This window comes from Acidihalobacter aeolianus (assembly GCF_001753165.1).
In the GTDB taxonomy this organism is placed as follows: Bacteria; Pseudomonadota; Gammaproteobacteria; order DSM-5130; family Acidihalobacteraceae; genus Acidihalobacter; species Acidihalobacter aeolianus.
Genome location: NZ_CP017448.1, coordinates 2,041,092 through 2,064,261 on the forward strand (window position 1 = coordinate 2,041,092; position 23,170 = coordinate 2,064,261).

Genomic DNA, 23,170 nt, shown 5'->3' on the forward strand with positions numbered 1-23,170 from the left:
CAGACTCAACTCCGTTGTCATGCTTATTCAATCCCGCCGCAGCCGCAGCGATTCAAGACCGTCCAGCTCCGCGGCGCTGAAGCCGGCCGCAAGACGCGCCTCGGCATGCAGCGGTCCCTGCACGTGGCCCGGCGCATGCTCGCGCACCAGCTCGCGGAAGGTGGCTTCCGGTTCCAGTCCGCGCGCGCGGCAGAGCTCGGCATACCAGCGCGAGCCCGCGGCCACGTGGCCCACCTCCTCGCGCAGGATCACCTCCAGCACCGCGACCGTCTCCAGGTCGCCCGCCGCGCTCAGGCGCTCGATCATCCCGGGCGTCACGTCCAGTCCGCGCGCTTCCAGCACACGCGGCACCAGCGCCATGCGCAGCAGCGGATCGCGGTCCGTCTTGCAGGCCATTTCCCACAGTCCATTGTGCGCCGGATAGTCGCCATAATCGCAACCCAGATCCTGCAGGCGCTCGCGCACCATGCCGAAATGCCGCGCCTCCTCGGCGGCGATGCGCAGCCAGTCGCCGGCGAAATCATCGGGCAGCTCGCGGAAACGGTAGACCGCATCCAGCGCCAGATTCACCGCGTTGAACTCGATGTGCGCCACCGCATGCACCAGGGCGGCACGACCCTCCTGCGTACCCAGCCCGCGCCGCGGCAACTCGCGCGGCGCCACCAGACGCGGCCGTGTCGGCCGACCGGGGACGGGTACGGCGACTGGGGGCGCCGCTGCCGCTTCGACCGCCAGTGCGCCGGTCTGCCAGTCGCGCCAGAGCTCAGCTGCGGCCGCACACTTGCATGCAGGATCGGACTCCATCAATGCGCCGTGGACGCGTGCATAACGGCCGGCGGACTGCTCGGCCGGGTCGATCCTTTCGCTGGCTTTCGGGGCGCTCACGGGGCGTGATTATGCCAGAACGGCCGCACGCCATGTCCGCCGGATACCCGCTCGCCGGCGACGGTTGAAGCCTGCGCCGCAGAACCCCATAGTGGGTGCACACGGCCCGCGGGCGGCCTGCCCGGCTCGCCCCGCGCATTCCCAACACCAAAGCCGCGAAAAGGAAGCCAACATGAGCGATTCACCCTATGTCTTCGACGTCACTGCCGCCGATTTTGCCGAACGCGTGCTCCTGCGTTCGGAACAGGTGCCCGTGCTCGTCGACTTCTGGGCGGACTGGTGCGCCCCCTGCCGCATGCTGGCGCCGGTGCTCGACGGGATCGCCAACAGCTACGGCGGCAAGCTGCTGGTCGCCAAGGTCAACAGCGACGCCGAACAGGCGCTCGCCTCGCAGTACGGCATCCGCAGCCTGCCCACCGTCAAGCTGTTCGTCGGCGGCGCCGTCGTCGACGAATTCATGGGCGCGCAGCCCGAATCCGTGATCCGCGAACTGCTCGAACGGCACGTCCCGCGCGAATCCGACGGCCTGCGCGCACAGGCCCGCGCCGAGGCCGAGGCCGGCCATGCCGACGCCGCGCTCGCCCTGCTGCGCCGCGCCCGCGAGGACGACCCGGACAATCACCGCATCGACCTCGACCTCGCCGAACTGCTGATCGCCCAGGGACAGACGGCCGAGGCCGAACAACTGCTGCGCGCCCTGCCCGCCAAATACGCCGAGGAACCCGAGGTCAAGCGCCTGCTGGCCACCAGCCAGCTCGCCGCGCAACAGGCTGACGCCCCCCCGCTCGACGAACTGCGTGAGCGCGTCGCGGCTCGGCCGGACGACCTGGCCGCCCGCGAACAGCTCGCCGCCGCCTGCATTCTCGCCGGCGAATACGAGGCCGGCATGGACGCATACCTCGAAATCATGCGCCGCAGCCGCAGCTACAACGACGATGCCGGCCGCCGCGGCCTGCTCGCCGCCTTCGAACTCCTCGGCGGCGACGACCGCGTCACGCCCTACCGGCGCAAGATGTTCAACCTGATGCACTGAACGGACAATTTCAGGCGCCGTCGTGAGGCGGCGGCGCCTTTACCCCGCACAAACATCCGATTCGATACAAAACAAGACTTTTTCGAACATATCGCCCAGCCCTTTCCACGACTAGTCTGGCCTCGTGACGCGGCGTCTTTGCCCGTCCATCCGCACTGCGAGGCCCGACATGAGCACACCCCTACCAGAAACCGAAACGCGTACGCGAGCGAAACGCCGCACCCTCGCCGCACTGGCCTTCAGCCTATTCCTGGCAGCCATGGACAGCACGGTCGTGGCCGTGCTGCTACCCGACATCAGCGACACTCTGGGCGACTCCGCACAACGCGCCTGGGTCATGTCCGCCTACCTGTTAGCAGTCATGCTCTGTGCGCCACTGGCCGGACGTCTGGCGGACCGTTATGGAACGCGACCGATACTGGCCTATGCACTTGCCCTGTTCGGTATCGCTTCAGCCGGGTGTGGCTTTACCACCGGCATGCAAGGCCTGATCGCCCTGCGTGTGCTGCAGGGCTTGGCTGGCGGCTCCATCATCGTGCTGGATTATGCCCTGCTGGGCAGCCTGTTCACTGCTGACGAGCGTGCCAAGGCACAGGGTCTGCTAAGCCTCGTCTGGGGGTTTGCCGCGCTCACCGGCCCCGCCCTCGGCGCATCGATATCCGCCGCTTTCGGCTGGCGTAGCGTGTTCTGGATCAACCTGCCGCTGGCTCTGGTCCTTCTGCTGTTACTGCCCGGCACCCGGAACGATGGCTCCGCCTCCGCGATGCAAAAGCCTCGGCCGCCTTGGCAACCCAGCCCACCCAGGCCATCGAGCCGCACGCTGGTTGAGCGCGCATTCGAACACCGCGACCTGCTCGCCGCCTGCATGCTTTCGTTCCTGTCCAGTGCGGCGCTTTACGGCACGGTCGCCCTCCTGCCGTTCTACATCGGCTTCGGCACGCACCCGGCCCCCTACGTTGCGGCCGGCACGATCGCGTTGGCAGCGCTTGGCTGGTCGGCGGGTTCCGCCGTTTGCGGACATCTGCTCGACCGCAGCGGCTACCGCAGGTTCGCTGCGCTCGGCCTCGCACTGATGATTTCTGGCACGGCGCTGTTGGCGCTACAGGGCGGTCGCATGGACACGATCGCGATCTGTGCGGGCATGGGACTGCTGGGATTCGGTGTCGGTTTCGTCGCCACGGTCTCGCTCGTTCTGGCACAGAATCGCGCCGACAAAGGGCGGTTAGGCGGCCGCACGGCAACCATTCAATTCCTCAGAAACCTCGGCGCAGCCATCGGCATCAATGCACTGACGGCCGTGCAAATCACCCGAAGCACTGACCCGCACGGGGGGTTTCATGCCGCCTTCACGCTGCTGGTGCTGACACTGATCCCCGCCCTCGGGCTCGCCCTCCTGCTCCCGGAACGCTATCTTGAGCCCATCGTCCCCGAACGCCCCCGGCAGATCAGCGAATGACTTCGGCAGACACACGCTTGCAGGACACGCCCGTCGCCGGTACCACCTTGACGACCCGCAATGCCGCAACACTCGAAGAACCGCCCCATCGGCATGCCGCTGGACAATTCGTCCTGGTCAAGCACGGGCACCTCGCCGGAGGCACGCAATCGAGCCAATGGCTGCTGCAGTCTGGCATGGCCGTCTGGATACCACCGTGGCAGACCCACTGGGGACAGGCCCGCAACGATGTCGAAATCGCAGCGCTTTACCTGTCCGGAGCACAGAGCCGCGATATGCCTACGCAGGTCACGCCCATGCGTGCCACCGCGCTCATGCAGGCACTCGTCGACCGCCTGCTGGACACGGCGCGACCGCCACCATCGCCCCGGCTCAGACGCAACATGATCGAGCTGCTGCGCGAGGAAATAGCCACTGCCGCGCCGGATGGCTGGGTACTGCCCCTACCGTCCGACCGGCGCCTGCAGATCATCGCAAACGCCCTGCTCAACGATCCGTCGGACCGCCGCACACTCTCGTCGTGGGCCAGCGAAGTGGGCGCCACGGAACGCACGCTCGCGCGACTCTTCAAACGCGAAACCGGCATGAACTTCAGAAACTGGTGTCACACCTTGCGCCTGCGCGAGGCGATTCAAGGACTGTCCATGGGCATGAATAACGCCGCGCTGAGTGGGCACCTGGGATTCTCCTCGGCCGACTGCTTTGTGCACTGGTTCGTGAATATGACCGGCGCCTCACCCAAAAGCCACCGCCCCGGCTGACGTCGCGCGTACCGCGATCCTGCTGCACCAGCATCCCCATCGACAGGGCGCCGATTCAACCATGGCGAGACACGAGCCACCGCCTCCCCGTCTCCGGTCAACACCTACCGCTCACCTCGTATCGTTCCGGTTAAGGTCTCGCGAAACCCACCTCACGCTGGCCGCGGATGGCCAGTACGAAGACCGTGTCGATTTCCGCCACAAAGCGATAAAGCGCCAGATAGCCGTGTGCGTCCTGCCCGATCACCAATTGCGCATGTCGTTGCCACCGGTCGGGCAGCCGATCACGGGATTGGCATGGAGGACGTCGATAGTCTGGGTGATCTCATGTAACCGCGCGGCGGCGTGCACCGCTTGATGACTCAGGAGGTGGTCAAGAATCCGCTCGAAATCCTCACTGACGCCGGGCGACAACTCGATGCGTGCTACGCCTATCTCGCCAGCTTTCTGGCCCTGGGGCGCGGTGGCTTTTCGCCGACGATACGACGTTCAAGGTAAGTGCGCATTTCGTCCCAAGAGACGGTTTCTCCAGACTCGACGATATCGGCGTAACGCTGCTCCGCCATGGCATCGAAGTCGGCGCGACGCTCGACTTGATCGGCCTTTTCGGCGATGGCTTCGAGAATGAGGCTGTGCGTGGTGGTCCCCGTGAGTTTCGCCGCCTGCACGATGCAGTGCGCCGTGCGGCACTCGCCTTGTGGATCTTGATACAACGCCAACAGAGTGATCGCTAGGGCCTGGCGGCGGACCAGTCCTGCTCGAACTGCCGGCGGACCTGCGACAGGATCTTGCCGCCGTACGTGATACCGACCTCGCGGTTGTGATAGAGCGAGGCGTGGGTGATGTTGATCGAGCCGATGTACCCCTGCTCGTCGCCGGCGATCATCTTGGCGTGCATGTACACCCCGCTCATGTAGCGCACCTGGACGCCCGCGTGCCGCAACGCGCGAATCTCGCGCGCGTCATGTCGTCTCGCGCTCCACGGCAGGATCAGGCGCATGTCGCGGCCCTTGCGTTCCATCGCGCGGATCACCGGGCCGGTATCGCTGATGTCGTCCTGCTCCATGTCCAGCTTGCCCGGCTGGTCGATGAGCCGCACCATGCTCCAGGTGCTGCCGGGCGATAGCACCAAATACTTGCGCGGCGCGTTCCCGGCCGGCTTGTTGTGCCAGTCCGCGGCGAAGACCTCGCGCGCCGCCTGAACCAGGTCGGGATTCGAGAAGCGGATGATGTATTCGCGGTTCCGGTTGAATCCCGCGGCGGTGTAGTCCGCCGTGCCGATGGCGCAGATCTTCGCGTTGCAGATGTAATCCGCGCGGTCGTAGGCGAAGCGCTGCGGGGTGCCGTGCACCGTGATCCCCATGTCCGTGATCCGCCTGTACTCGTCCACGACCTGCCACAGCCCCATCCCATGAGGCGCGCGGTCGAGAATGATGCGCACCTTCACGCCCCGGTCATGTGCCTTCCTGAGCGCGGCAAGCACCCGGTTGTCGGACAGGATGTAGACGTTGAGTTCGACGCTCCTGCGCGCCTGTTCGATGATCTGCACGATTGGCTGGCTGCCGTCGCGCGGTTCGATATATAGATGCAAGCACGGCCTCGCTTACGGATTGTCAGGTAAGCGTCCCTATTGGACCGCGGAATCATATCAGCCTTGGAAAGACGCAAAACATCCAGCCCCCGAAACGGCAGCTTGCACGGTAGATGCGCTTCAGACGAATTTCGAAAAGCAGGTTACTGCGACCCGTTTAAATATATCTATCAGGCATTGCACGCAATGGCCTAACCCGCTTCGCTCAGGCCCTCATGAGCGGCCTTCAAGGTTTCGAACAGCCCATCCACGACGTTTTCGCGCCCCGCGAACACCGCCTCCGGTCCGCCCGCGTCGAGGGCGCTGAACGGCGCCTCGTAGAGCGCCGCGGCCGGCATCACGCCGCGCGTGGTGAGCTGGTCGATGATCAGTTCGACGAAACGGATTTGCTTCGGCGTCAGGCTGCGGTCGTTGAGGAACCGGGCGAACGCGGCCTGCGCGGCGGCGCGGTCCATGCCCACCAGGCCGCGCACGAACCAGGCCAGCGAGGGCGCTTCGCTGCGCTTGAGCAGATCGCCCAGCAGCGCCGCCCCTTCGTCCGCGCCGATCTCGGCCAGCGTTCGTTCCAGGCCCTGCAGGTCGGTCTCGGTCAGCGGCTGATTGCTACGCAGACGCTTGATGACCAGATGGTCGAGGTGGTTGCGCAGATACTCGCGTACCTTCTTTTCGTATTGCACGCCGGTCATCTTCGGCATGTACACGGCTTGTTCCTCGCGCACGCCGAGGACTTCGTCCTGGAAGTCGGTGTACACGATCCTGCGCTGCTGCTTGTCGAGGAACGGCACGAGGGTCCGCAGGCGCAGGCGCAGGTCCTCCAGCGCGGCCAGGCTCAGCCCTTCCCAGAACCCCGGCTCCTGCAGCGCGGCGAGATAGCCGAGCTGTGCCTTCACCGCCGGGATGCCGGCCTTGTCCTCCAGCAGCATGGCGATCTCGACCACGCGCTGGCGCAGTGTCTCCAGCGTGCGCCCGTCGCCTTCGGCCAGCGCCAACTGCATGCGCAGCGCGGTGAGGTCGAACAGGCGCGATTCGAGCTCGTCGGTTTCCCGCTCGCTGGGCAGGCCGGCCACCTCGCGCTGCAGGCGCTCGCGGTCGTGCTCGCTCAGCGCGACCCAGGCCGTGCGGTCCTGAAAGCGCTCCACCGCCTGCAGGTGCATGCGCACGATGAAGTTCTCGCGGTTCATCGCCGCGACCTCGCCGTGCAGTTCGTCGACGAGCGACCCGCCCAGCGCGGCGTCCGGGTCGAGGTCCGTATCGGCCTGCACGTGACCCAGCAGTTTCACCCGCGCGCGGAACAGGCGCGTGCCCAGCGCCACGCCGCTGCTGCCTTCGATGCCCTGCGGGTTCTCGCGGAAGAAGTCGAAGTTGAAGCAGAAGTCGAACACGCGAAAATCCTGCTTGTCCTCGTCCGGCCCGAACAGGTTCGGGCACAGCCGCGTGCCGCGCCCGATCATCTGCCAGAACTTGATCTTCGAGTACACCGGCTTGAAGAACACGAGGTTCGCCACCTCCGGCACGTCGATGCCGGTGTCGAGCATGTCCACCGAGATGGCGATGTGCGGCGCCTTGTCCGCCTGCGAGAAGTCGTCGATCAGGCTCTGCGGGTACTTGGCGCGGTTGTCGATCACCCGGGCAAACGCGCCCTTGTAATGCGGATAGTGGTGGTTGAAGCGTTCCTCGATGAAGGCCGCGTGCTCGTGGTTGCGCGCGAAGACGATCGTCTTGGCCAGCCGGTCGCCGTTCTCGACGGTGTGGCCATGTTCCATCAGGTGCTGCAGCACCTTGTCCACGGTGTCCGTGTTGAACAGCCAGTTGTTGATCGCTGTGGCGTTGACGGAGGTGGGCAACATGCCCGGTTCCCCATCGTCGCCCCAGTCCAGGGACTCCCATTGCGCCTTTTCCTCGGGGCTGAGCGCGTCGTAGTCGATGCCCTCGCGCGGGAACCTGATGTCCACCTGCTGCACATGCGGCGGCACCAGGAAGCCGTCGCGCACCGCCGTGTCCAGCTCGTAGGCGTCGGTCGGCACGCCCGCTTCCAGCTCGAACAGCGCGTAGGTGTTGCGGTCCACCTCCTCGCGCGGGGTCGCCGTGAGGCCGACCAGCAGCGAATCGAAGTACGCGAAGATCGCGCCGTACTTCTGGTACACCGAGCGGTGCGCCTCGTCGATCACCACCAGATCGAAATGCCCCACCCCGAAACGCGCTGTGCCGCCGTCGCTCTGGTCGATCAGGTTGAGCATGGTCGGATAGGTGCACACGTACACCCGCCCGTCCGTGTCCTTCTCGGTGACGAGGTTCACCGGGCTGGACTCCGGCAGATGGGTCTTGAAGGCGTTGACCGCCTGATGGACCAGCGACACGCGGTCGGCCAGAAACAGCGCGCGCTTGACCCAGCCGGCGCGCTGCAGGGCGTCGACCAGGGCGATGGCCGTGCGCGTCTTGCCGGTGCCGGTGGCCATCACCAGCAGCGCCTTGCGCCGTTGCCGGGCGAACTGCGCGAACAGGCTGCCGATGGCGCGCTTCTGGTAATAGCGCCCGGCGATGACGTCCTTCACCGTCGCCACGTCCAGCGCCTTGCGCTGCGTGCGGCGCAGGATCAGCCGCTGCAGCTCGTCCTTCTTGTAGAACCCGGCCACCTTGCGCGGCGGGTAGGCCGCATCGTCCCAGGCCCAGGTCTCGTAGCCGTTGGTGTAGAAGATCAGCGGGCGCTGGCCGTGCATCTGTTCCAGGCAATCGGCGTAGAGCTTGGCCTGCTGCCGCCCCGCCGTCGGGTCCGCCGTGGTCCGCTTCGCCTCCACCACCGCCAGCGGCTTGCCGTCGTCGCCCCACAGCACGTAGTCGGCATAACCCTTGGCCTGATTGTTGGGCATGCCGGTCACTTCGTACTCGCGGTCGCGCGGCTGGTCCAGCGGCCAGCCGGCGCGGCGCAGGTCCACGTCGATCAGGTATTCGCGGGTCTCGGCCTCGGAGTAGTCGTGCGTGTCCGGCGTCGCCTCGGCCTCGGCGCGCACCTCGGCGAGCTTCGCGCGCAAGACCTGCAGCTCGGCATCCAGCGCGTCGCGCTCCTGCTGCTGCTTGAGCGCCGCCTCGCTCTGCGCGGCAAACTGCGCCTCCAGCTCGGCCAGCCGCTCGCGCGGCACCGTGTCCTCGGCCTTGCCGGCGCGGGCCGGCTGCGGCACGCGGGCGTCGTCCCAGGCCGCGCCGGCGCGTGCGGCGTCCGGCGCGTAGGTGCGCGCCAGCCAGTAGCAGACGTGGTGCAGCTCCTTCACCACCTGCAGCGCGTCGTATTGCTTCACCGGGCGCGGGCTGTGCACCGCCTGATTGCCCAGCTTCTGGATCACCCGCGCCTTCTGGAACACCGCCTCCGGCAGCAGGTTCTGCAGGCTCGGCTCGTGCAGCAGCGCGCCCAGCGAACGGTCGTAAGGCAGGCGCAGCGCCGGATCGTGGCGATACAGCCAGTGCAGCGCCGCCTCCAGGGTGAAGCGGGCATGGAAACAGGCCGCGCGCGGGTCGCCGAGGATATGCCCCTCCGCCTTCCGCGCAGCCTCCGCGATGTCGCGGAAGGTCTCGGGCAGGAAGGCGAAGTTGCTCATGGCTCAGAGTTCCCCGTTGCAAACACGGCCGTAGGTTGGCCGGTCCCGTAGGTTGGGCCGACGAAGGAGGCCCAACGATAACGTCTCAATCCCTCTGCCCCAATGCCGATGGCTTCTGTTCGGGGTGCGGTCATGTTGGGCCTCCGTTGTCGGCCCAACCTACATTAGGTCGACCCCGTAGGTTGGGCCGCCGCAAGAAGGCCCAACGTCCACACCCACCGCCGCCCAGCCCGCGGACCGAAGGTGTCTTCTGGGGTATGGTCATGTTGGGCCTCCGCTGTCGGCCCAACCTACATTCTGTCCGTGGCGCGATCATGTTGGGCCTCCGCTGTCGGCCCAACCTACGTTCTTCCGCGCGGGCGCCGCGATGTCGCGGCAGGTCTCGGGCAGTCCCGTAGGTTGGGCCGACGAAGGAGGCCCAACGATAACGTCTCACTCCCTCTGCCCCAATGCCGATGGCTTCTGTTCGGGGTGCGGTCATGTTGGGCCTCCGTTGTCGGCCCAACCTACATTAGGTCGACCCCGTAGGTTGGGCCGCCGCAAGAAGGCCCAACGTCCACACCCGCCGCCGCCCAGCCCGCGGACCGAAGGTGTCTTCTGGGGTATGGTCATGTTGGGCCTCCGCTGTCGGCCCAACCTACATTCTGTCCGTGGCGCGGTCATGTTGGGCCTCCGTTGTCGGCCCAACCTACATTCTTCCGCGCGGGCGCCGCGATGTCGCGGAAGGTCTCGGGCAGGAAGGCGAAGTTGCTCATGGCTCAGAGTTCCCCGTTGAAGGCTCGGGATTGCAGCGAGGCGAAAAGGGTGTCGAGTTCGGCCAGGTGGGCGCGCAGGCGGGTTTTCTGGCGTTCGATGGATTCGACGATGGTGGCGAAGCGGTGTTGGATATCTGCTGATGGCAACGGCACTGGGATTCCGCGGATGTCTTTGAGAGCTACAAATTTCTGCGTCCCACCCCGATTCGTCTTGGCAGTTATGTGGTCAAAATAATGGGAACAAAGAAGGTGAAGAATATAACGCCGATCTGGCGAACCGCTCAGGATCTTGATAAGTGCCACATTCTTGATGGCAAAGTCAGGCTCTTGCTCTACCAATACGGGATTGCCGATAGTCCCAATCATCGGCATGACCAAATCCCCAACGTCAACTTTTGACCTCTTGTTTATATGCTCAAAGTCCCCATCACTAATCATATTCGCACCTGCGTAGTCGATCTCTCCATCTTTAAAGTTTTTCGACGTTAGCAGCGGATGTCCGTATTCAACGTATTTTGGTGAGTCATGGGTACCATCTCTCACGTCACAAACGTCACCAAGTTTCTTTTGCTCCCACCCCTTCGGATTCCTCACAGGATCGCCGAACAGGTCGAGGAAGGTGGATTGCAGCAGGGTGTCGAGCTGGGCGAGGGACTCGCGGCGCTTGGCCCGCAAGGCGTCCGCCGCATCCAGAATCGCCGCAATCCGCTTCTGCTCGGCGAGGGGTGGGAGGGGGATCTCGATTTTTCCCAGGTTTTTACGAGATATTCGCTGGCGCGTCGTTCCGGTTACGTGTTTTTCAATCCCACGACGTCCTACAGGAGAATTAATAGCATGCATCAAGTAGCGATTGGCGACCTTCTCTGAATTTGGCCGAATGATGCAAACGTCAACCACGGTCACACACGGTTTGGGATCTCCAGGGAAAATACAACTTCGCCCAAGAGGATCAGGCATTCGCGCTACAAGTATGTCGCCCGTTTCGAGGTAGGTGCATCTCAGTTGGCTTGCCTTCTCCGAGGATAGAAATCTCGTTGATTTGTTTATCCAATAACCATCTCCGATATCGGCTAACTGGGTTAGGCGAACATCTCCGTTAGGGTCTTGATCCTTCGATTCAATCCAGTCGCCATCAGTAAAAATCTCAGCGTCTTTTAATATCCGCGAGAGCGGTACAACGGCTCTCATCCTAAAAGACCCTCCAACTCCTTCCGCCCCTCCGCAATCTCCGCCTCCAGCTTCGCCAGCCGCGCCAGAATCACCTGCGGCGGGTCGTATTCGACGGCTTCGTATTCGACTTCCTTGTAGCGGTTGATGGAGAGGTCGTAGTCGTTGGCGGCAATCTCGGCCTTGGGCACGAGGAAGCTCTGCGCGGTGCGCGGGCGGTCGGCCTCGGCTTCCCGGTTCCGCCAGCGGGCGAGGATGTCGGGCAGGTCGCTCCTGTCCGGCTGCGGGGTGCGCTTGTCGTCCAATGAAAAGCCGTCGGCGCGCATGTCGTAGAACCAGACGTGGTCGGTGCCGCCGGAGTCGGTCTTGGTGAACAGCAGGATGGCGGTGCTGACGCCGGCGTAGGGCTTGAACACGCCGGAGGGCATGGAGACGATGGCGTCGAGCTTCTGGTCCTCGACCAAGAGCTTGCGCAGGGTCTTGTGTGCGGTGCTGGAGCCGAACAGTACGCCGTCGGGCACGATGACGGCGGCGCGGCCGCCGCTTTGCAGCAGGCGCAGGAACAGGGCGAGGAACAGCAGCTCGGTCTTCTTGGTCTTGACGATGCGCTGCAGGTCCTTGGCGGTGGATTCGTAATCCAGGCTGCCGGCGAAGGGCGGATTGGCGAGGATCAGCGAGTATATTTGCCGGCATCGTCGCCGGTGGAGCCGCTGGCGCCTTCGGCCAGGGAGTCGCGGTAGCGGATGTCGGGGTTTTCGACGCCGTGCAGCAGCATGTTCATGCTGCCGATGCGCAGCATGGTGCTGTCGAAATCGTAGCCGTGGAAGGTGTGGTCGTTGAAGCGGCGGCGGGCGGCCTCGTCGCGGTAGATGGCGTCGCCGTGGTGCGCGCGCAGGTATTCGGAGGCGGCGACGAGAAAGCCGGCGGTGCCGCAGGCCGGGTCGCAGATCTGGTCGCGCGGGGTGGGCGCGGTCATCTCGACCATCAGCTTGATGATGTGGCGCGGGGTGCGGAACTGGCCGTTCTGCCCGGCGCTGGCGATCTTGCCGAGCATGTATTCGTAAAGATCGCCCTTGGTGTCGGCGTCGGCCATGTCGATGCCGTCGAGCTGGTCGACCACGTTGGCCAGCACGCGCGGCGTGGGCATCATGAACAGCGCGTCGCGCATGTGGTGGCTGTAGGTGCTGCCGCCCTCGCCGTCGTCCTCGCCCTTGCCGCCGAGCGTCTTGATGAAGGGAAAGACTTCATCGCGCACGGTGGCGAACATCTGCTCCGGGGCGGTGTCCTTGAAGCGCGACCAGCGCAGGGCGTCCTGGCCGGGCGCAAAAATCGGCTCGTCGATGGGCTGCCCCGTGCGCGCGGCCTGGCGCTCCTTGCGCGTCTGCAGCTCGTCGAGACGCTTGATGAACAGCAGATAGGTAAGCTGCTCGATGACGGACAGCGGGTTGGAGATGCCGCCGGACCACATCGTGTCCCAGATGCGGTCGACCTTGGATTTGAGTTCGCCGGTGATCATGCGCGTCCTTGGGATGGATCAAACCATGGCGATGTTAGCGCATCCCATGGATCGTAGGTTGGGCCGCCGAAGAAGGCCCAACGACCACGCCTAACCGCATCCAGCCATCCCGGTGGCGGGTGCATCTGGCGTGGCACGTGTATTGTTGGGCCTCCGGTGTCGGCCCAACCTACATCTGATGGGCCCTGAGGTTATCGGCTCTCGGCGGCTTCGACGAGGAGGGTCTTTATCGTTGGATACAAATCGGGCAAATCCGATTGGATGGCCTTCCACAGCAAACCATAGTCCACGGTGAAATATCCATGCGTCACGCGGTTGCGTAGGGCGACGATGGCTGGCCATTCGACCTCGGGATGGGCATCGGCAAACGCATGATGGTAACGCTCGATGTTGCGTGCGGCCTCGCCCAAAATCTCGAAATTGCGCACAACCGCATCCTGGGTTTTGCCGTCGGCAAGAAACGCAACCTCGTCCAAGTCGGCAACGTAAGCATGTACACGCTCTATGGCTTCACGCATGTGATCCAGGAAATCCGGCAAGCGTAGCTCGTCGGCCTTGCTCATACGGCCTGGGCCTCGTCGAGCACGCGCTGTCGAAATTTCTCAGGCAGTGCCATGGGCGTTAGTACGTCGACCTCGACATCCAACAACTTCTTGAGCTGATACTGGATTCTGGCGATATCCAGCAGCGTCGTTTCACTGGTGGGAGAAACCAGGATATCCAGATCGCTTCCTTCCGCATCCTCTCCGCGCAACACCGAGCCGAACACACGCACGTCGGACACGCGATGGCTCAGCGCAATTTCGCGGATTCGATCGCGGTGAAGCTGCAGAGCGGTAGAGGGTCGCATCGGCGATGCCAGCCTAGGTCGATGGAAACAGCCCCAATAGTAAACTCATCGATACACACCTGCCATTCCGCCATGAAAATCAAGCGGCTATCGCAGAGTGTTGCGCTGAAATCATGTTGGGCCTCCGGTGTCGGCCCAAGCTACATTCGGTCTACCCCCGTAGGTTGGGCCGCCGAAGAAGGCCCAACGATCACGCCTAACCGCATCCAGCCATCCCGGTGGCGGGTGCATCTGGCGTGGCGCGTGTGATGTTGGGCCTCCGGTGTCGGCCCAACCTACATTGGACGATGCCGTAGGTTGGGCCGCCGAAGAAGGCCCAACGTGCCCCGCTTCGCAGGACACAAACTCCACGAATGCTAACGCTCATCTCGCGGGCTCGCCGTAATGGCCATCGGGATCACCGCCGCCGCCCCAGTCCTCGTGCAACAGGCCCTGTTGCACGAATCGATGAAAGGACGAATACGGCCAATCCGCCGCTGTGTTCGCATGACCATGTTTCACCGGATTGAAGTGGATGTAATCCACATGCCGCGCAAAATCGTCTTCGTCGCGGATCAGATGCTCCCAGAAGCGGCGTTGCCAGATGCCGCGTTCGCGTTTGTTGACACGGCTCGGCGTCAGCCCCGGGTCACACCGGGGAAGCCGGCGTGAAAATTCGCCCTTGATGCGATTCCAGCGCATCGAATAATCCGGGTCCTCGGGTGGCAGCGTCCAGATCGCGTGCATGTGTTCGGGCAACACCACCCACGCGACGATCTCGAACGGATGTGCCCACCGCACCCCGCGAACGGCCTCGCGCAACACGTCCACGTGGTCGACGAGCAACGTTTCCCTGCGCGAAGCCAGATTCACCGTGAAGAAATACGTCCCGCCCGGAATCAGCGCCCTCCGGTATCGCATACGCCCCCCAGCCGCCATTCAACCCCGACCGTAGACCGCAGACTGAACCGCCGCAAGGAGGCCCAACATCGACGTCCAGCAACCGTAGCAAAACCATAGGCTGGGCCGACGCCAAGGAGGTCCAACATCAAAACCACTACCCCGCCACCCCAGGCGCGGATGCATCACGTCGGGAAACGGTCATGTCGGGCCTCCAGTGTCGGCCCAGCCTACATTAGGGTGATCCCGTAGGTTGGGCCGACGAAGGAGGCCCAACAATCAACCCCATCCCAACCGCACCGATGCCGTGTACCTGTATCCAGGCACGGTGGCGTTGGGCCTCCGATGTCGGCCCAACCTACGTTCTGGGTCAGTCTTTCCTGACCTCGGTTGCGAGGTAGGTCGCGTCGGGAACGGGTTCCAGCCAGTCGACGGGTTTGCCGTCCAGGTATTCGTTGATGGCGACGTGCTTCATGGCCGTGGTGTCGGTTGCGCCGTGCCAGTGGCGGCGGCCGCAGTTGCACCAGATCATGTCGCCGGGGCGGATCTCGGTCTTGGGGCCGTTTTCGCACTGCGTCCAGCCGACGCACTCGGTCACGACCAGGGTCTGCCCCAGCGGATGGGTGTGCCAGTGGGTGCGCGCCCCCGGCTCGAAGCTGACGAGGGCGACCCCCACGCGCGCCGGGGCCGGCGCGGCGAAGGCCTTTTCGATATGCACGTTGCCGGTGAACCAGTCGCTCGATCCCTGGATGGGCTCGCTCGCGCCGGCGCGGAATATCTGCATCTCATCGGGCGATGGCCGTGCTGCGTTCATGGCGACCTCTTCGATGGCTCAGGCAGCGCCGTTTTTCAGCGTCGCCATGTCGATGACGAAACGGTATTTCACGTCGCCCTTGACCGTGCGGTCGTAGGCGGCGTTCACGTCCTGCATGTCGATCATTTCGATGTCGCAGACGATGTTGTGTTCGCCGCAGAAATCGAGCATTTCCTGGGTCTCCGGAAGCCCGCCGATCAGCGAACCCGCCATCGTGCGGCGCTTGAAGATGAACGGCACGCCGTTGACCCGGGTGAGCGGTTCGACCGCGCCCACGATCACCATCGCGCCGTCCCGCTTGAGCAGGTTCATGTAGGGGTCGACGTCGTGCCCGACCGGGATGGTGTTGAGCAGGAAGTCGAAGCTGCCCATGGCGGCCTGCATGGCTTCGGCGTCCTTCGAGATCAGCACCTCATGCGCGCCGAGCTTCTCCGCGTCCGCGGCCTTGCCCGGCGAGGTGGTGATCATGACCACATGCGCGCCCATGGCGCGGGCGAATTTCACCCCCATGTGACCCAGGCCGCCGAGCCCGATCACGCCCACCTTCTGCCCCGCGCCCACCTTCCAGTGCTTGAGTGGGGAATAGGTGGTGATGCCGGCGCACAGCAACGGCGCGGCGGCGGCCGGATCGAGGTTTTCCGGAATGCTCAGCACGAAGTGCTCGTCGACCGTGATCCGGTCAGAATAGCCGCCGAAGGTGTGGGTGTGCGGCGTGCCGCCGATCTTGTCCTCGCTGCCGTAGGTGCCCGTCCAGCCGTTTTCGCAATACTGCTCCAGGCCCTCGTTGCAGGACTCACAGTGCCCGCAACTGTCGACCAGGCAGCCGACGCCAACCAGATCGCCGGCCTTGAAGCGGGTGACCTCGCTGCCGACGGCCGTCACGCGGCCGACGATCTCGTGGCCCGGCACGAAGGGGTAATGGGTCTTGCCCCATTCGCTGCGCGCCGTGTGGATGTCGGAATGGCAGATGCCGCAATACTGAATCTCGATCGCCACATCCTGCGGACGCGGCTCGCGTCGCTCGAAATCGAATGGACCCAGGGCTTCGGTAGCGGAATGAGTGGCGTATCCATGTGCATGCATCGTGGCACCTCCATCGGGTGTAGCGGTAGGACGGGTCAAGCCCCGGCCTGCGGGGCATTGCGATATCCGTGAGCGAACTCGGATTGCATAATAGGTGGCGACCCAGGAGCCCGGTTAGACCATTTGAGTTGTTTTATTGCCTGATCCTCCGGACGAATGGATTTCGCGCACGGCAAGGATTAGGCTGACGGACAGCCTTGTGAGCATGGAGCGCAGCGATGCCGGCATCGACCGACCCGATTGAACCCCTTGAGCCGATCGAGCAGGCCCTGGCTGGCCTGCGGCATCGCATCGGGCGATTAACGGCCGCCGGGGAACTGTCGCCGAGCGCGATTCCGGCCCTGTCGCTGTATCGCAAACACGGGCCGACGGAGCCCGTGGGCGGGCTGTACGAGCCGAGCATCTGCATGGTCGTGCAGGGCGCCAAGCGCGTCATTCTCGGCAGCGACGTCTACGTCTATGACGCGCAGCGCTACCTGATCACCTCCACGCACCTGCCGACGGATTTCCAGATTCTCGAGGCGAGCCCGGAAAGGCCCTATCTGGGCCTGAAGCTGGTGCTCGACCTGCGCGAGGTCTCGCAGCTGATGGTCGACAGCCACCTCCCGGCGCCGCGCGCGAACCAGGGCGGGCGCGGGATGGCCACGGGCGAGATGACATTGCCGCTGCTCCAGGCCTTCGGACGTCTGCTCGATCTGCTGGACGAGCCGCAGGACCTGCCGATTCTGGCGCCGTTGATCCAGCGGGAAATCACCTATCGCCTGCTGGTCGGCGACCAGGGCATGCGCCTGCGTCACATCGCCTCCATGGGCAGCCAGGGCAATCAGATCGCGCGGGCCATCGAGTGGCTGAAGGAAAACTTCCGGCAAACCCTGCGCATCGACGAACTCGCCAGGCAGGTCGACATGAGCCCCTCCACCCTGCACCACCATTTCCGCGCCATGACCGCCATGAGCCCGCTGCAGTACCAGAAATGGCTGCGCCTGCACGAGGCACGGCGCCTGATGCTGACCGAAAACCTGGATGCGTCGACCGCCTCGTTCAATGTCGGCTACGAGAGTCCCTCGCAATTCAGCCGCGAATACAACCGCATGTTCGGCGCCCCGCCCCTGCGGGACATCTCACGACTGCGACGGCTGGTTGCCTGATCCGGCCAACGTCCTCGCGGGTCAGGCAGACGCGTTCGACCCTAGCTCGCCGAGGCGTCCTTGATCGCCTGCATCAGCTTGTCCACCGGCAGGTAGCCGGGGAGGACCTGGCCGTTCTGCAGCACGATGGTGGGGGTGCCTTCGACGCCGAAACGCACGCCGAGGTCGAAGTCGCGCTTGACCGGGTTGGCGCAGGTGGCCTTGGGGATGGCCTTGCCTTCCATGGCCCGGGTGAAGGCGGTCTGCCGATCCTTGGCGCACCAGGCGCTGACGGCGGTGTAGTACGACGGCGTATCCGGACCGCTGCGCGGGAAGAAGAGATAGCGCACGGCCACGCCCTTGCGGTTGAGCGCCGGCACCTCGGCGTGCAGCGCCCGGCAGTAGGGGCAGTCGACGTCGCTGAACACGCTGATGGTATAGCGTGCCTTGCCCTTGGGGCGGTACTCGATGAAGCTGCTCGCCGGCAATGTATCGAGCAGGCTCAGGCGGGCCTTGTCCAGGCTGGTGTCGGTGAGGTTCTGACGGTCCTTGAGATCGACGAGCTGGCCCTGGATCAGGTAGCGGCCGTTGCCGGTGAGGTAGAACACCTTGAGCCCATAGCGGACCTGAAACAGGCCGGGAATCGGCGTCGGCTGAACGGAGTCCGGCGCCTGGCCGGGGATGAGCTTGACGAGGCGCTGGCGCAGGGCCTTGGCGTTGTCTGCAGCGGTCTTGCCGGCATCGGCCAGGGCCGCGGCGGGCATCAGCAGACAGCAGGCTAGGATCAGGGCGAACAGGCGTGCAAGGGCGGCGGGCATGCGGATTCCGGAAATGTGGGGACGCAGACCGATAGCATATCAGCCGCGCGGGTGATGCGCGGCATGCAGGGCCTGCAGACGGGCCTTGGCGACGTGGGTATAGATCTGGGTGGTGGAGAGGTCGCTGTGGCCGAGCAGCATCTGCACCACGCGCAGATCGGCGCCGTGGTTGAGCAGATGGGTGGCGAAGGCGTGGCGCAGGGTGTGCGGCGAGAGGTGCTTGTCGATCCCGGCATGGCGGGCGTGGCGGCGGATGAGATACCAGAAGGCCTGCCGCGTCATCGGCCCGCCGCGGCGGGTGACGAACAGCGCCGTACTGACGCCGTGGCCCTTCATCAGCTCGGGCCGCGCCTCGGCCAGATAGCGCTCGACCCAGGCGGAAGCCTCGTCGCCTACCGGCACCAGGCGCTCGCGCGAGCCCTTGCCGATCACCCGCACCACGCCGTGTCTGAGGTTGAGCCGCGATTCGACCAGCCCGACCAGCTCGGACACGCGCAGGCCGGTGGCGTACAGCAACTCCAGCATGGCGCGGTCGCGCAGGCCTTCGGGCGTGGATACCGCCGGTGCCGCCAGCAGATGCTCCACGTCCGCCTCGGAAAGCGCGTCCGGCAGCGGCCGGCCGAGCCGCGGCGGATCGATCTCGGCGGTGGGATCGCCGGCGATGCGGCCGTCGCGCTGCATCTGGCGGTAGAAACGGCGCAGGGTCGACAGCAGGCGTGCGCTGGAACGCGGGCTGCCCCCCGCCGCCAGCCGACTGCTGAGATAGTCGAGCAGGTGTTCGCGGCGCGCCTGCAGCAGGCCGAGCCCCTGCCGGTCGAGTGCGCGCGCCAGGCCTTCGAGGTCGTGGCGGTAGGCGGTCAGGGTATGGTCCGACAGACCCCGCTCGGCCCACAGGGCGTCCAGAAAGGCCTCGATCTGGCCGCGCCAGGCCGGTGGTGCCGCGGTGGCAGTGTCAGCCGGCATCTTCGTCCGCGGCGCCCTTGCCCGGCGAGACGGCCTGCATCAGCGGCTTGAACAGGTCCATGGGCAACGGAAACAGGATGGTGGAGCTGTTGCGCGTGGACATGTCGCTGACCGTCTGCAGATAGCGCAGCTGCAGCGCCTGCGGGTTCTGCGCGATGACGCTCGCGGCCTTGAGCAGAGTCTGCGAGGCCTGCAGCTCGCCCTCGGCGTTGATCACCTTGGCGCGCCGCTCGCGCTCGGCCTCGGCCTGGCGGGAGATGGCGCGCACCATGCTCTCGTCCAGCTCGACCTGCTTGAGTTCGACGTTGGTCACCTTGATGCCCCAGGAGGAGGTCTGCTCATCGAGGATCTCCTGGATGTCGCTGTTGAGGCGGTCACGCTCGGCCAGCATCTCGTCCAGCTCGTGCTTGCCAAGCACGGAACGCAGCGTGGTCTGCGCGAGCTGACTGGTCGCCATGTAGTAGTTCTCCACCTGGATGATCGCCTTTTCGGCGTCGACCACACGGAAGTACAGCACGGCGTTCACCTTGACCGTGACGTTGTCACGCGAGATGACGTCCTGGCTGGGGACATCCATGGTGATGACGCGCAGATCCACCCGCACCACCTGCTGGATGGCCGGGATCGCGAAGATCAATCCAGGGCCTTTCACTGCCTGGAAACGCCCCAGGAAGAATACCACGCCACGCTGGTATTCGGGCATCACACGGATCGAGGCGAAGGCCAGCCCAAGAATCAATAAAATTGGAATAATCAGATACATGCCTAATTCTCCTCAGGGACTACTGTAAGTTCCAACCCCTCCATCGACACCACGCGCACGTGTTGCCCGCGATGCAGGGGGGTGGCACTGCTGGCCTGCCATAGCTCGCCGTTGACGTGGATGTGACCGGTTCCGGCAAAATCCTCCGCGACCACGCCTCGGGCGCCGATCATGGCCTCGCGGCCGCTGACCGCCCCGCGCCGCCGCAGGCGCAGCAGGCGCCCGATCAGCCATAGGAAGAAGCCTGCGGACACCGCTGCCGTGGCGCCGATCGTTGGCAGGGAAACGCGGATGTCGTGACTGTCGAACAGCAGCAGGGAGCCGGCCGTGAACACGGCTACGCCGGCGAGCCCGAGCACCGCGAACAGGGCGACGAAGCTCTCGCCCACCATCATCGCAATGCCCGCCAGCATCAACCCCATGCCGAGGTAGTTGATGGGCAGGCCCTGCAGCCCGATCAGCGCCAGAATCAGTGCCACCGCGCCGACGGTGCCGGGCAGGATCATGCCCGGACCGGCCAGCTCGAAGACGATGCCGAAGAAGCCGATGAGCAGCAGCAGAAACGCCACGTTGGGATCGCCTATCCAGGCCATGAAACCCTCCTTGCCAGCCGGTTCGAGCGGCATGATGTGCAGGTCGCCCGTATGCAGAATCTGCCAGCCCGCGTCCGTGCGCACGCGGCGGCCGTCCGCCGCCAGCACCAGGGCTTCAGGGTCCGTGGCCAACAGATCGACGAGATGCATGCGCGCCGCCTCGGCGGCGGTCAGGTGCTTGCCGGCGTGCGCATCAACCTGTTGCCAGTCGACCTTGCGACCGTAGCGCTCCGCCAGCGTGTGCAGCGGCCCGGTGGACTTACCCAGCTCCAGGCGCGTTGTGGGCGCCATGGCCGCCACGCTGCAGGCGGACAGAATGCGGGTCCCCGCAGGTCCAAGCTGTGCTCCCGCAGGGAAGGCCAGGCCGGCGACCGGAACGGGTGAGTGCAGGATCGCCTGCACGATATCGTCCGTCGCCGCAGCATCGGCGCCATCCACATCGACGGCAAGCACCACCAGCGCCGCATCGCGATCGCGTGCCACGGCAAGGCCATTGCGGACAAAGGCCAGCTGAGATGGGCCGAGGTGGCCGTCGAGATGCATCACGATGGCCTGGGAGTCGGATGCCCAGGCGCCGGGGACCACGAAAAGACAGCAGATCAGGGCGAGGAGCGCGGACCGGAAGATCACGTTGAGGCTCTCAGGCGAAGAACGAGCCAAGCATAGCACCAACATTGCCCCGAGCCGCGTCATACGCGATCATCCGCAGGCCCCAAAAGCACGAGTCCAAGGATGCCTGATCTACCCTTTCCACGCCCCGTTCTCGGTTTTGCCGCCTGGAGCGGCAGCGGCAAGACCACCCTGCTCGCCCGTCTGCTGCCATTGCTGCGCGCGCGCGGCCTGCACATCGCGATGATCAAGCACGCGCATCACAACTTCGACATCGATCAGCCGGGAAAGGACAGTCACACCCTGCGCAAGGCCGGCGCCGAGCAGATGCTGATCGCCTCGCGCCGCCGCTGGGCGCTGATGGTGGAATCGCCCGACGAGCGCGAGCCCGAACTCGCCGAATTGCTCGCCCACCTCGATCCCGCATGGGCCGATCTGGTGCTGGTCGAGGGTTTCAAGCACGAGCGCTTCCCCAAGATCGAGGTCCACCGCGCTGCCGTGGGCAAGCCGCTGCTGCACCCCGAGGACCCCGACATCATCGCCGTGGCGACCGACTCCCCGCTCGACACCACGCTGCCCTGTCTCGACATCGACGACCCTGCGGCCGTGGCTGAATTCGTCGTCAGGCATTGCCTGTCCGCCGCGTGAACGCCCTTTCGGAGAATCCATGAGCACCCCGAGCAGTTGCGACGAAACCGATCTCGAAGCCCTGACCGTCGAACAGGCGCTGGCGCGCGTGCTCGACACCGTCGAGCCGGTCGGCGGCAGCGAACGCGTCGATCTGCGCAGCGCCCACGGACGGGTGCTGGCGCACGCCGTTTCCGCACCCTTCGACGTGCCGCCGCATGCCAATTCCGCGATGGACGGCTTTGCCCTGCGCCACGCCGATCTTGCAACCGGCGAGCGCCTGCACATCGTCGGAGAGGCCTTTGCCGGCCGCCCGTACCGCGGCGAAGTCGGTGCCGGCGAGTGCGTGCGCGTGATGACCGGCGGCGTGGTCCCGCACGACACCGACACCGTGGTGCAGCAGGAGCACGTGGCCGTAGAAGGCGACGGCATTCGCGTGCAGAGGTCGCCGCAAGCCGGCGCCAACATCCGCCACCCCGGCGAGGATCTGCGCGCAGGTGCCACCGTCCTCTCCGCCGGGCAGCGCCTCGGCGCCGCGGAGCTCGGACTACTCGCCTCGCTGGGCCTGGCCGAGATCGACGTACGCCGACTGCCCCGTGTGGCCTATTTTTCCACCGGCGACGAACTGCGTGCGGCCGGCGAGGAACTCCGCGAGGGCGACATCTACGACAGCAACCGTATCACCCTGCACGGCCTTTTGAGCGATGCCGGCGTACACGCGATCGACCTCGGTCACCTGCCGGACGACGAGGCGATCACCCGCGGCGCGATGGCTCAGGCCGCCGAACAGGCGGATCTGATCGTTACCACCGGCGGCGCTTCAGTGGGCGACGCCGACTTCGTGACCCGTATCCTGCGCGAGGGTGGCGGCGCAGGATTCTGGAAGATCGCCATGAAACCGGGCCGACCGCTCAATTTCGGCCGTTTCGGCAACGCCCTGTTCTTCGGCCTGCCGGGCAACCCGGTCTCCGCCATGGTCACCTTCGCACTGTTCGTCCGCCCAGCCATCAAGCGCCTGCGCGGCGAGGCCTACGTGCCGCCGCTCGTCCTGCACGCGGTGACGCGTTCGGCCCTGCGCAAGGTGCCGGGTCGCACCGACTTCCAGCGCGGCCGTCTCACACAACACTCGGACGGCACGCTCGAAGTCGAGGCCGCCGGCATCCAGGCTTCGCATATACTCAGCGGCATGAGCCGAGCCAACTGCCTGATCCGCCTGCCGCGCGAGTCCGCTTCGGTCGAAGCCGGCGCCGCGGTCGAGGTCATTCCGTTCCACGAACTTTTTCGCTAGGG

At 65.2% G+C, this 23,170-nt stretch carries 23 protein-coding genes; 6 read left to right on the plus strand and 17 right to left on the minus strand.

All coding sequences use genetic code 11. From position 1 onward, the window contains the following. Positions 1 to 27: 27 nt before the first annotated feature. On the minus strand, positions 28 to 804 hold the full coding sequence (locus tag BJI67_RS09310) for a ferritin-like domain-containing protein (RefSeq protein ID WP_070074065.1): 777 nt from the start codon (positions 802 to 804) through the stop codon (positions 28 to 30). 253 nt (positions 805 to 1,057) lie between these two features. Here BJI67_RS09310 and trxA point away from each other — a divergent pair, with 253 nt between their 5' ends. The 3 genes from trxA to BJI67_RS09325 all read left to right on the plus strand — a co-directional run bounded on the left by trxA (position 1,058) and on the right by BJI67_RS09325 (position 4,135). Then, entirely contained in the window at positions 1,058 to 1,918 is an 861-nt protein-coding gene (gene trxA / locus BJI67_RS09315; protein WP_070072804.1) for a thioredoxin, read from the plus strand. Between the two features lie 169 nt (positions 1,919 to 2,087). After that, positions 2,088 to 3,374, plus strand: a complete 1,287-nt coding sequence (locus tag BJI67_RS09320; protein WP_070072805.1) for an MFS transporter — start codon at positions 2,088 to 2,090, stop codon at positions 3,372 to 3,374. Continuing rightward, positions 3,371 to 4,135 carry a helix-turn-helix domain-containing protein gene (locus BJI67_RS09325; RefSeq protein ID WP_070072806.1) on the plus strand — a complete coding sequence of 255 codons (765 nt, stop codon included), beginning with the start codon at positions 3,371 to 3,373 and terminating at the stop codon, positions 4,133 to 4,135. The genes BJI67_RS09320 and BJI67_RS09325 overlap by 4 nt, the downstream gene beginning before the upstream one ends. Before the next feature lie 243 nt (positions 4,136 to 4,378). Here the strand turns inward: BJI67_RS09325 and BJI67_RS17805 are convergent, their stop codons facing one another. The 12 genes from BJI67_RS17805 to BJI67_RS09380 all read right to left on the minus strand — a co-directional run bounded on the left by BJI67_RS17805 (position 4,379) and on the right by BJI67_RS09380 (position 16,380). Continuing rightward, positions 4,379 to 4,549, minus strand: a complete 171-nt coding sequence (locus tag BJI67_RS17805; protein ID WP_197512951.1) for a hypothetical protein — start codon at positions 4,547 to 4,549, stop codon at positions 4,379 to 4,381. Positions 4,550 to 4,566: 17 nt separating this feature from the next. After that, entirely contained in the window at positions 4,567 to 4,854 is a 288-nt protein-coding gene (locus BJI67_RS09335; protein ID WP_231940830.1) for a CopG family transcriptional regulator, read from the minus strand. Between the two features lie 11 nt (positions 4,855 to 4,865). Next, on the minus strand, positions 4,866 to 5,726 hold the full coding sequence (locus BJI67_RS09340; RefSeq protein ID WP_070072808.1) for a phospholipase D-like domain-containing protein: 861 nt from the start codon (positions 5,724 to 5,726) through the stop codon (positions 4,866 to 4,868). A 191-nt stretch (positions 5,727 to 5,917) separates the two neighbouring features. Next, a complete protein-coding gene (locus tag BJI67_RS09345) occupies positions 5,918 to 9,316 on the minus strand; it encodes a DEAD/DEAH box helicase family protein (protein ID WP_070072809.1) in 3,399 nt (1,132 codons plus the stop codon). A 758-nt stretch (positions 9,317 to 10,074) separates the two neighbouring features. After that, positions 10,075 to 11,259, minus strand: coding sequence for a restriction endonuclease subunit S (locus tag BJI67_RS09350; RefSeq protein WP_083250784.1), 1,185 nt, complete (start codon positions 11,257 to 11,259; stop codon positions 10,075 to 10,077). After that, the gene (locus BJI67_RS18090; RefSeq protein ID WP_197513396.1) at positions 11,256 to 11,921 is read right to left on the minus strand and encodes an HsdM family class I SAM-dependent methyltransferase; all 666 of its coding nucleotides are present in this window, start codon (positions 11,919 to 11,921) and stop codon (positions 11,256 to 11,258) included. Before BJI67_RS18090 ends, BJI67_RS09350 begins: the two co-directional genes overlap by 4 nt. Continuing rightward, positions 11,909 to 12,754 (minus strand): type I restriction-modification system subunit M, encoded by an 846-nt coding sequence (locus BJI67_RS18095; RefSeq protein ID WP_197512953.1) that lies wholly within the window; start codon positions 12,752 to 12,754, stop codon positions 11,909 to 11,911. Before BJI67_RS18095 ends, BJI67_RS18090 begins: the two co-directional genes overlap by 13 nt. A 191-nt stretch (positions 12,755 to 12,945) precedes the next feature. Beyond that, positions 12,946 to 13,317, minus strand: a complete 372-nt coding sequence (locus BJI67_RS09360; protein ID WP_070072811.1) for a HepT-like ribonuclease domain-containing protein — start codon at positions 13,315 to 13,317, stop codon at positions 12,946 to 12,948. After that, positions 13,314 to 13,604 carry a nucleotidyltransferase family protein gene (locus tag BJI67_RS09365; RefSeq protein WP_070072812.1) on the minus strand — a complete coding sequence of 97 codons (291 nt, stop codon included), beginning with the start codon at positions 13,602 to 13,604 and terminating at the stop codon, positions 13,314 to 13,316. Before BJI67_RS09365 ends, BJI67_RS09360 begins: the two co-directional genes overlap by 4 nt. A gap of 363 nt (positions 13,605 to 13,967) precedes the next feature. Then, a complete protein-coding gene (locus BJI67_RS09370) occupies positions 13,968 to 14,504 on the minus strand; it encodes an REP-associated tyrosine transposase (RefSeq protein WP_070072813.1) in 537 nt (178 codons plus the stop codon). A 349-nt stretch (positions 14,505 to 14,853) separates the two neighbouring features. Beyond that, positions 14,854 to 15,297 carry a (R)-mandelonitrile lyase gene (locus BJI67_RS09375; RefSeq protein ID WP_070072814.1) on the minus strand — a complete coding sequence of 148 codons (444 nt, stop codon included), beginning with the start codon at positions 15,295 to 15,297 and terminating at the stop codon, positions 14,854 to 14,856. Between the two features lie 18 nt (positions 15,298 to 15,315). Further along, positions 15,316 to 16,380, minus strand: a complete 1,065-nt coding sequence (locus tag BJI67_RS09380; RefSeq protein ID WP_070072815.1) for an NAD(P)-dependent alcohol dehydrogenase — start codon at positions 16,378 to 16,380, stop codon at positions 15,316 to 15,318. Positions 16,381 to 16,598: 218 nt separating this feature from the next. On the opposite strand from BJI67_RS09380, the gene BJI67_RS09385 reads away from it, so the two are divergent. Continuing rightward, positions 16,599 to 17,528 carry an AraC family transcriptional regulator gene (locus tag BJI67_RS09385; RefSeq protein WP_070072816.1) on the plus strand — a complete coding sequence of 310 codons (930 nt, stop codon included), beginning with the start codon at positions 16,599 to 16,601 and terminating at the stop codon, positions 17,526 to 17,528. 41 nt (positions 17,529 to 17,569) lie between these two features. Here the strand turns inward: BJI67_RS09385 and BJI67_RS09390 are convergent, their stop codons facing one another. The 4 genes from BJI67_RS09390 to BJI67_RS09405 are packed head-to-tail and all read right to left on the minus strand — an operon-like array spanning position 17,570 to position 21,274. After that, positions 17,570 to 18,325: a DsbC family protein gene (locus tag BJI67_RS09390; RefSeq protein WP_083250785.1), complete on the minus strand. Its 756-nt coding sequence runs from the start codon at positions 18,323 to 18,325 to the stop codon at positions 17,570 to 17,572. 39 nt (positions 18,326 to 18,364) lie between these two features. Continuing rightward, complete coding sequence (gene xerD / locus BJI67_RS09395) at positions 18,365 to 19,288, minus strand: site-specific tyrosine recombinase XerD (protein WP_070072817.1); 924 nt, start codon at positions 19,286 to 19,288, stop codon at positions 18,365 to 18,367. Next, positions 19,278 to 20,051, minus strand: coding sequence for a slipin family protein (locus BJI67_RS09400; RefSeq protein WP_070072818.1), 774 nt, complete (start codon positions 20,049 to 20,051; stop codon positions 19,278 to 19,280). The genes xerD and BJI67_RS09400 overlap by 11 nt, the downstream gene beginning before the upstream one ends. Positions 20,052 to 20,053: 2 nt before the next feature. Then, positions 20,054 to 21,274 carry an NfeD family protein gene (locus BJI67_RS09405; protein ID WP_197512955.1) on the minus strand — a complete coding sequence of 407 codons (1,221 nt, stop codon included), beginning with the start codon at positions 21,272 to 21,274 and terminating at the stop codon, positions 20,054 to 20,056. Between the two features lie 102 nt (positions 21,275 to 21,376). Here BJI67_RS09405 and mobB point away from each other — a divergent pair, with 102 nt between their 5' ends. Together mobB and moeA are read left to right on the plus strand one after the other, a co-directional pair. Continuing rightward, positions 21,377 to 21,901, plus strand: a complete 525-nt coding sequence (mobB, locus tag BJI67_RS09410) for a molybdopterin-guanine dinucleotide biosynthesis protein B (RefSeq protein ID WP_070072820.1) — start codon at positions 21,377 to 21,379, stop codon at positions 21,899 to 21,901. A gap of 19 nt (positions 21,902 to 21,920) precedes the next feature. Further along, complete coding sequence (gene moeA / locus BJI67_RS09415) at positions 21,921 to 23,168, plus strand: molybdopterin molybdotransferase MoeA (RefSeq protein ID WP_070072821.1); 1,248 nt, start codon at positions 21,921 to 21,923, stop codon at positions 23,166 to 23,168. Positions 23,169 to 23,170: the final 2 nt, after the last annotated feature.

Bases quoted from the DNA above. Each gene is read 5' to 3' on its own strand.
- BJI67_RS09310 (WP_070074065.1), bottom strand. From the start codon at position 804: ATGGAGTCCGATCCTGCATGCAAGTGTGCGGCCGCAGCTGAGCTCTGG.
- trxA (WP_070072804.1), top strand. From the start codon at position 1,058: ATGAGCGATTCACCCTATGTCTTCGACGTCACTGCCGCCGATTTTGCC.
- BJI67_RS09320 (WP_070072805.1), top strand. From the start codon at position 2,088: ATGAGCACACCCCTACCAGAAACCGAAACGCGTACGCGAGCGAAACGC.
- BJI67_RS09325 (WP_070072806.1), top strand. From the start codon at position 3,371: ATGACTTCGGCAGACACACGCTTGCAGGACACGCCCGTCGCCGGTACC.
- BJI67_RS09345 (WP_070072809.1), bottom strand. From the start codon at position 9,316: ATGAGCAACTTCGCCTTCCTGCCCGAGACCTTCCGCGACATCGCGGAG.
- BJI67_RS09350 (WP_083250784.1), bottom strand. From the start codon at position 11,259: ATGAGAGCCGTTGTACCGCTCTCGCGGATATTAAAAGACGCTGAGATT.
- BJI67_RS18095 (WP_197512953.1), bottom strand. From the start codon at position 12,754: ATGATCACCGGCGAACTCAAATCCAAGGTCGACCGCATCTGGGACACG.
- BJI67_RS09360 (WP_070072811.1), bottom strand. From the start codon at position 13,317: ATGAGCAAGGCCGACGAGCTACGCTTGCCGGATTTCCTGGATCACATG.
- BJI67_RS09365 (WP_070072812.1), bottom strand. From the start codon at position 13,604: ATGCGACCCTCTACCGCTCTGCAGCTTCACCGCGATCGAATCCGCGAA.
- BJI67_RS09370 (WP_070072813.1), bottom strand. From the start codon at position 14,504: ATGCGATACCGGAGGGCGCTGATTCCGGGCGGGACGTATTTCTTCACG.
- BJI67_RS09375 (WP_070072814.1), bottom strand. From the start codon at position 15,297: ATGAACGCAGCACGGCCATCGCCCGATGAGATGCAGATATTCCGCGCC.
- BJI67_RS09380 (WP_070072815.1), bottom strand. From the start codon at position 16,380: ATGCATGCACATGGATACGCCACTCATTCCGCTACCGAAGCCCTGGGT.
- BJI67_RS09385 (WP_070072816.1), top strand. From the start codon at position 16,599: ATGCCGGCATCGACCGACCCGATTGAACCCCTTGAGCCGATCGAGCAG.
- BJI67_RS09390 (WP_083250785.1), bottom strand. From the start codon at position 18,325: ATGCCCGCCGCCCTTGCACGCCTGTTCGCCCTGATCCTAGCCTGCTGT.
- xerD (WP_070072817.1), bottom strand. From the start codon at position 19,288: ATGCCGGCTGACACTGCCACCGCGGCACCACCGGCCTGGCGCGGCCAG.
- BJI67_RS09400 (WP_070072818.1), bottom strand. From the start codon at position 20,051: ATGTATCTGATTATTCCAATTTTATTGATTCTTGGGCTGGCCTTCGCC.
- mobB (WP_070072820.1), top strand. From the start codon at position 21,377: ATGCCTGATCTACCCTTTCCACGCCCCGTTCTCGGTTTTGCCGCCTGG.
- moeA (WP_070072821.1), top strand. From the start codon at position 21,921: ATGAGCACCCCGAGCAGTTGCGACGAAACCGATCTCGAAGCCCTGACC.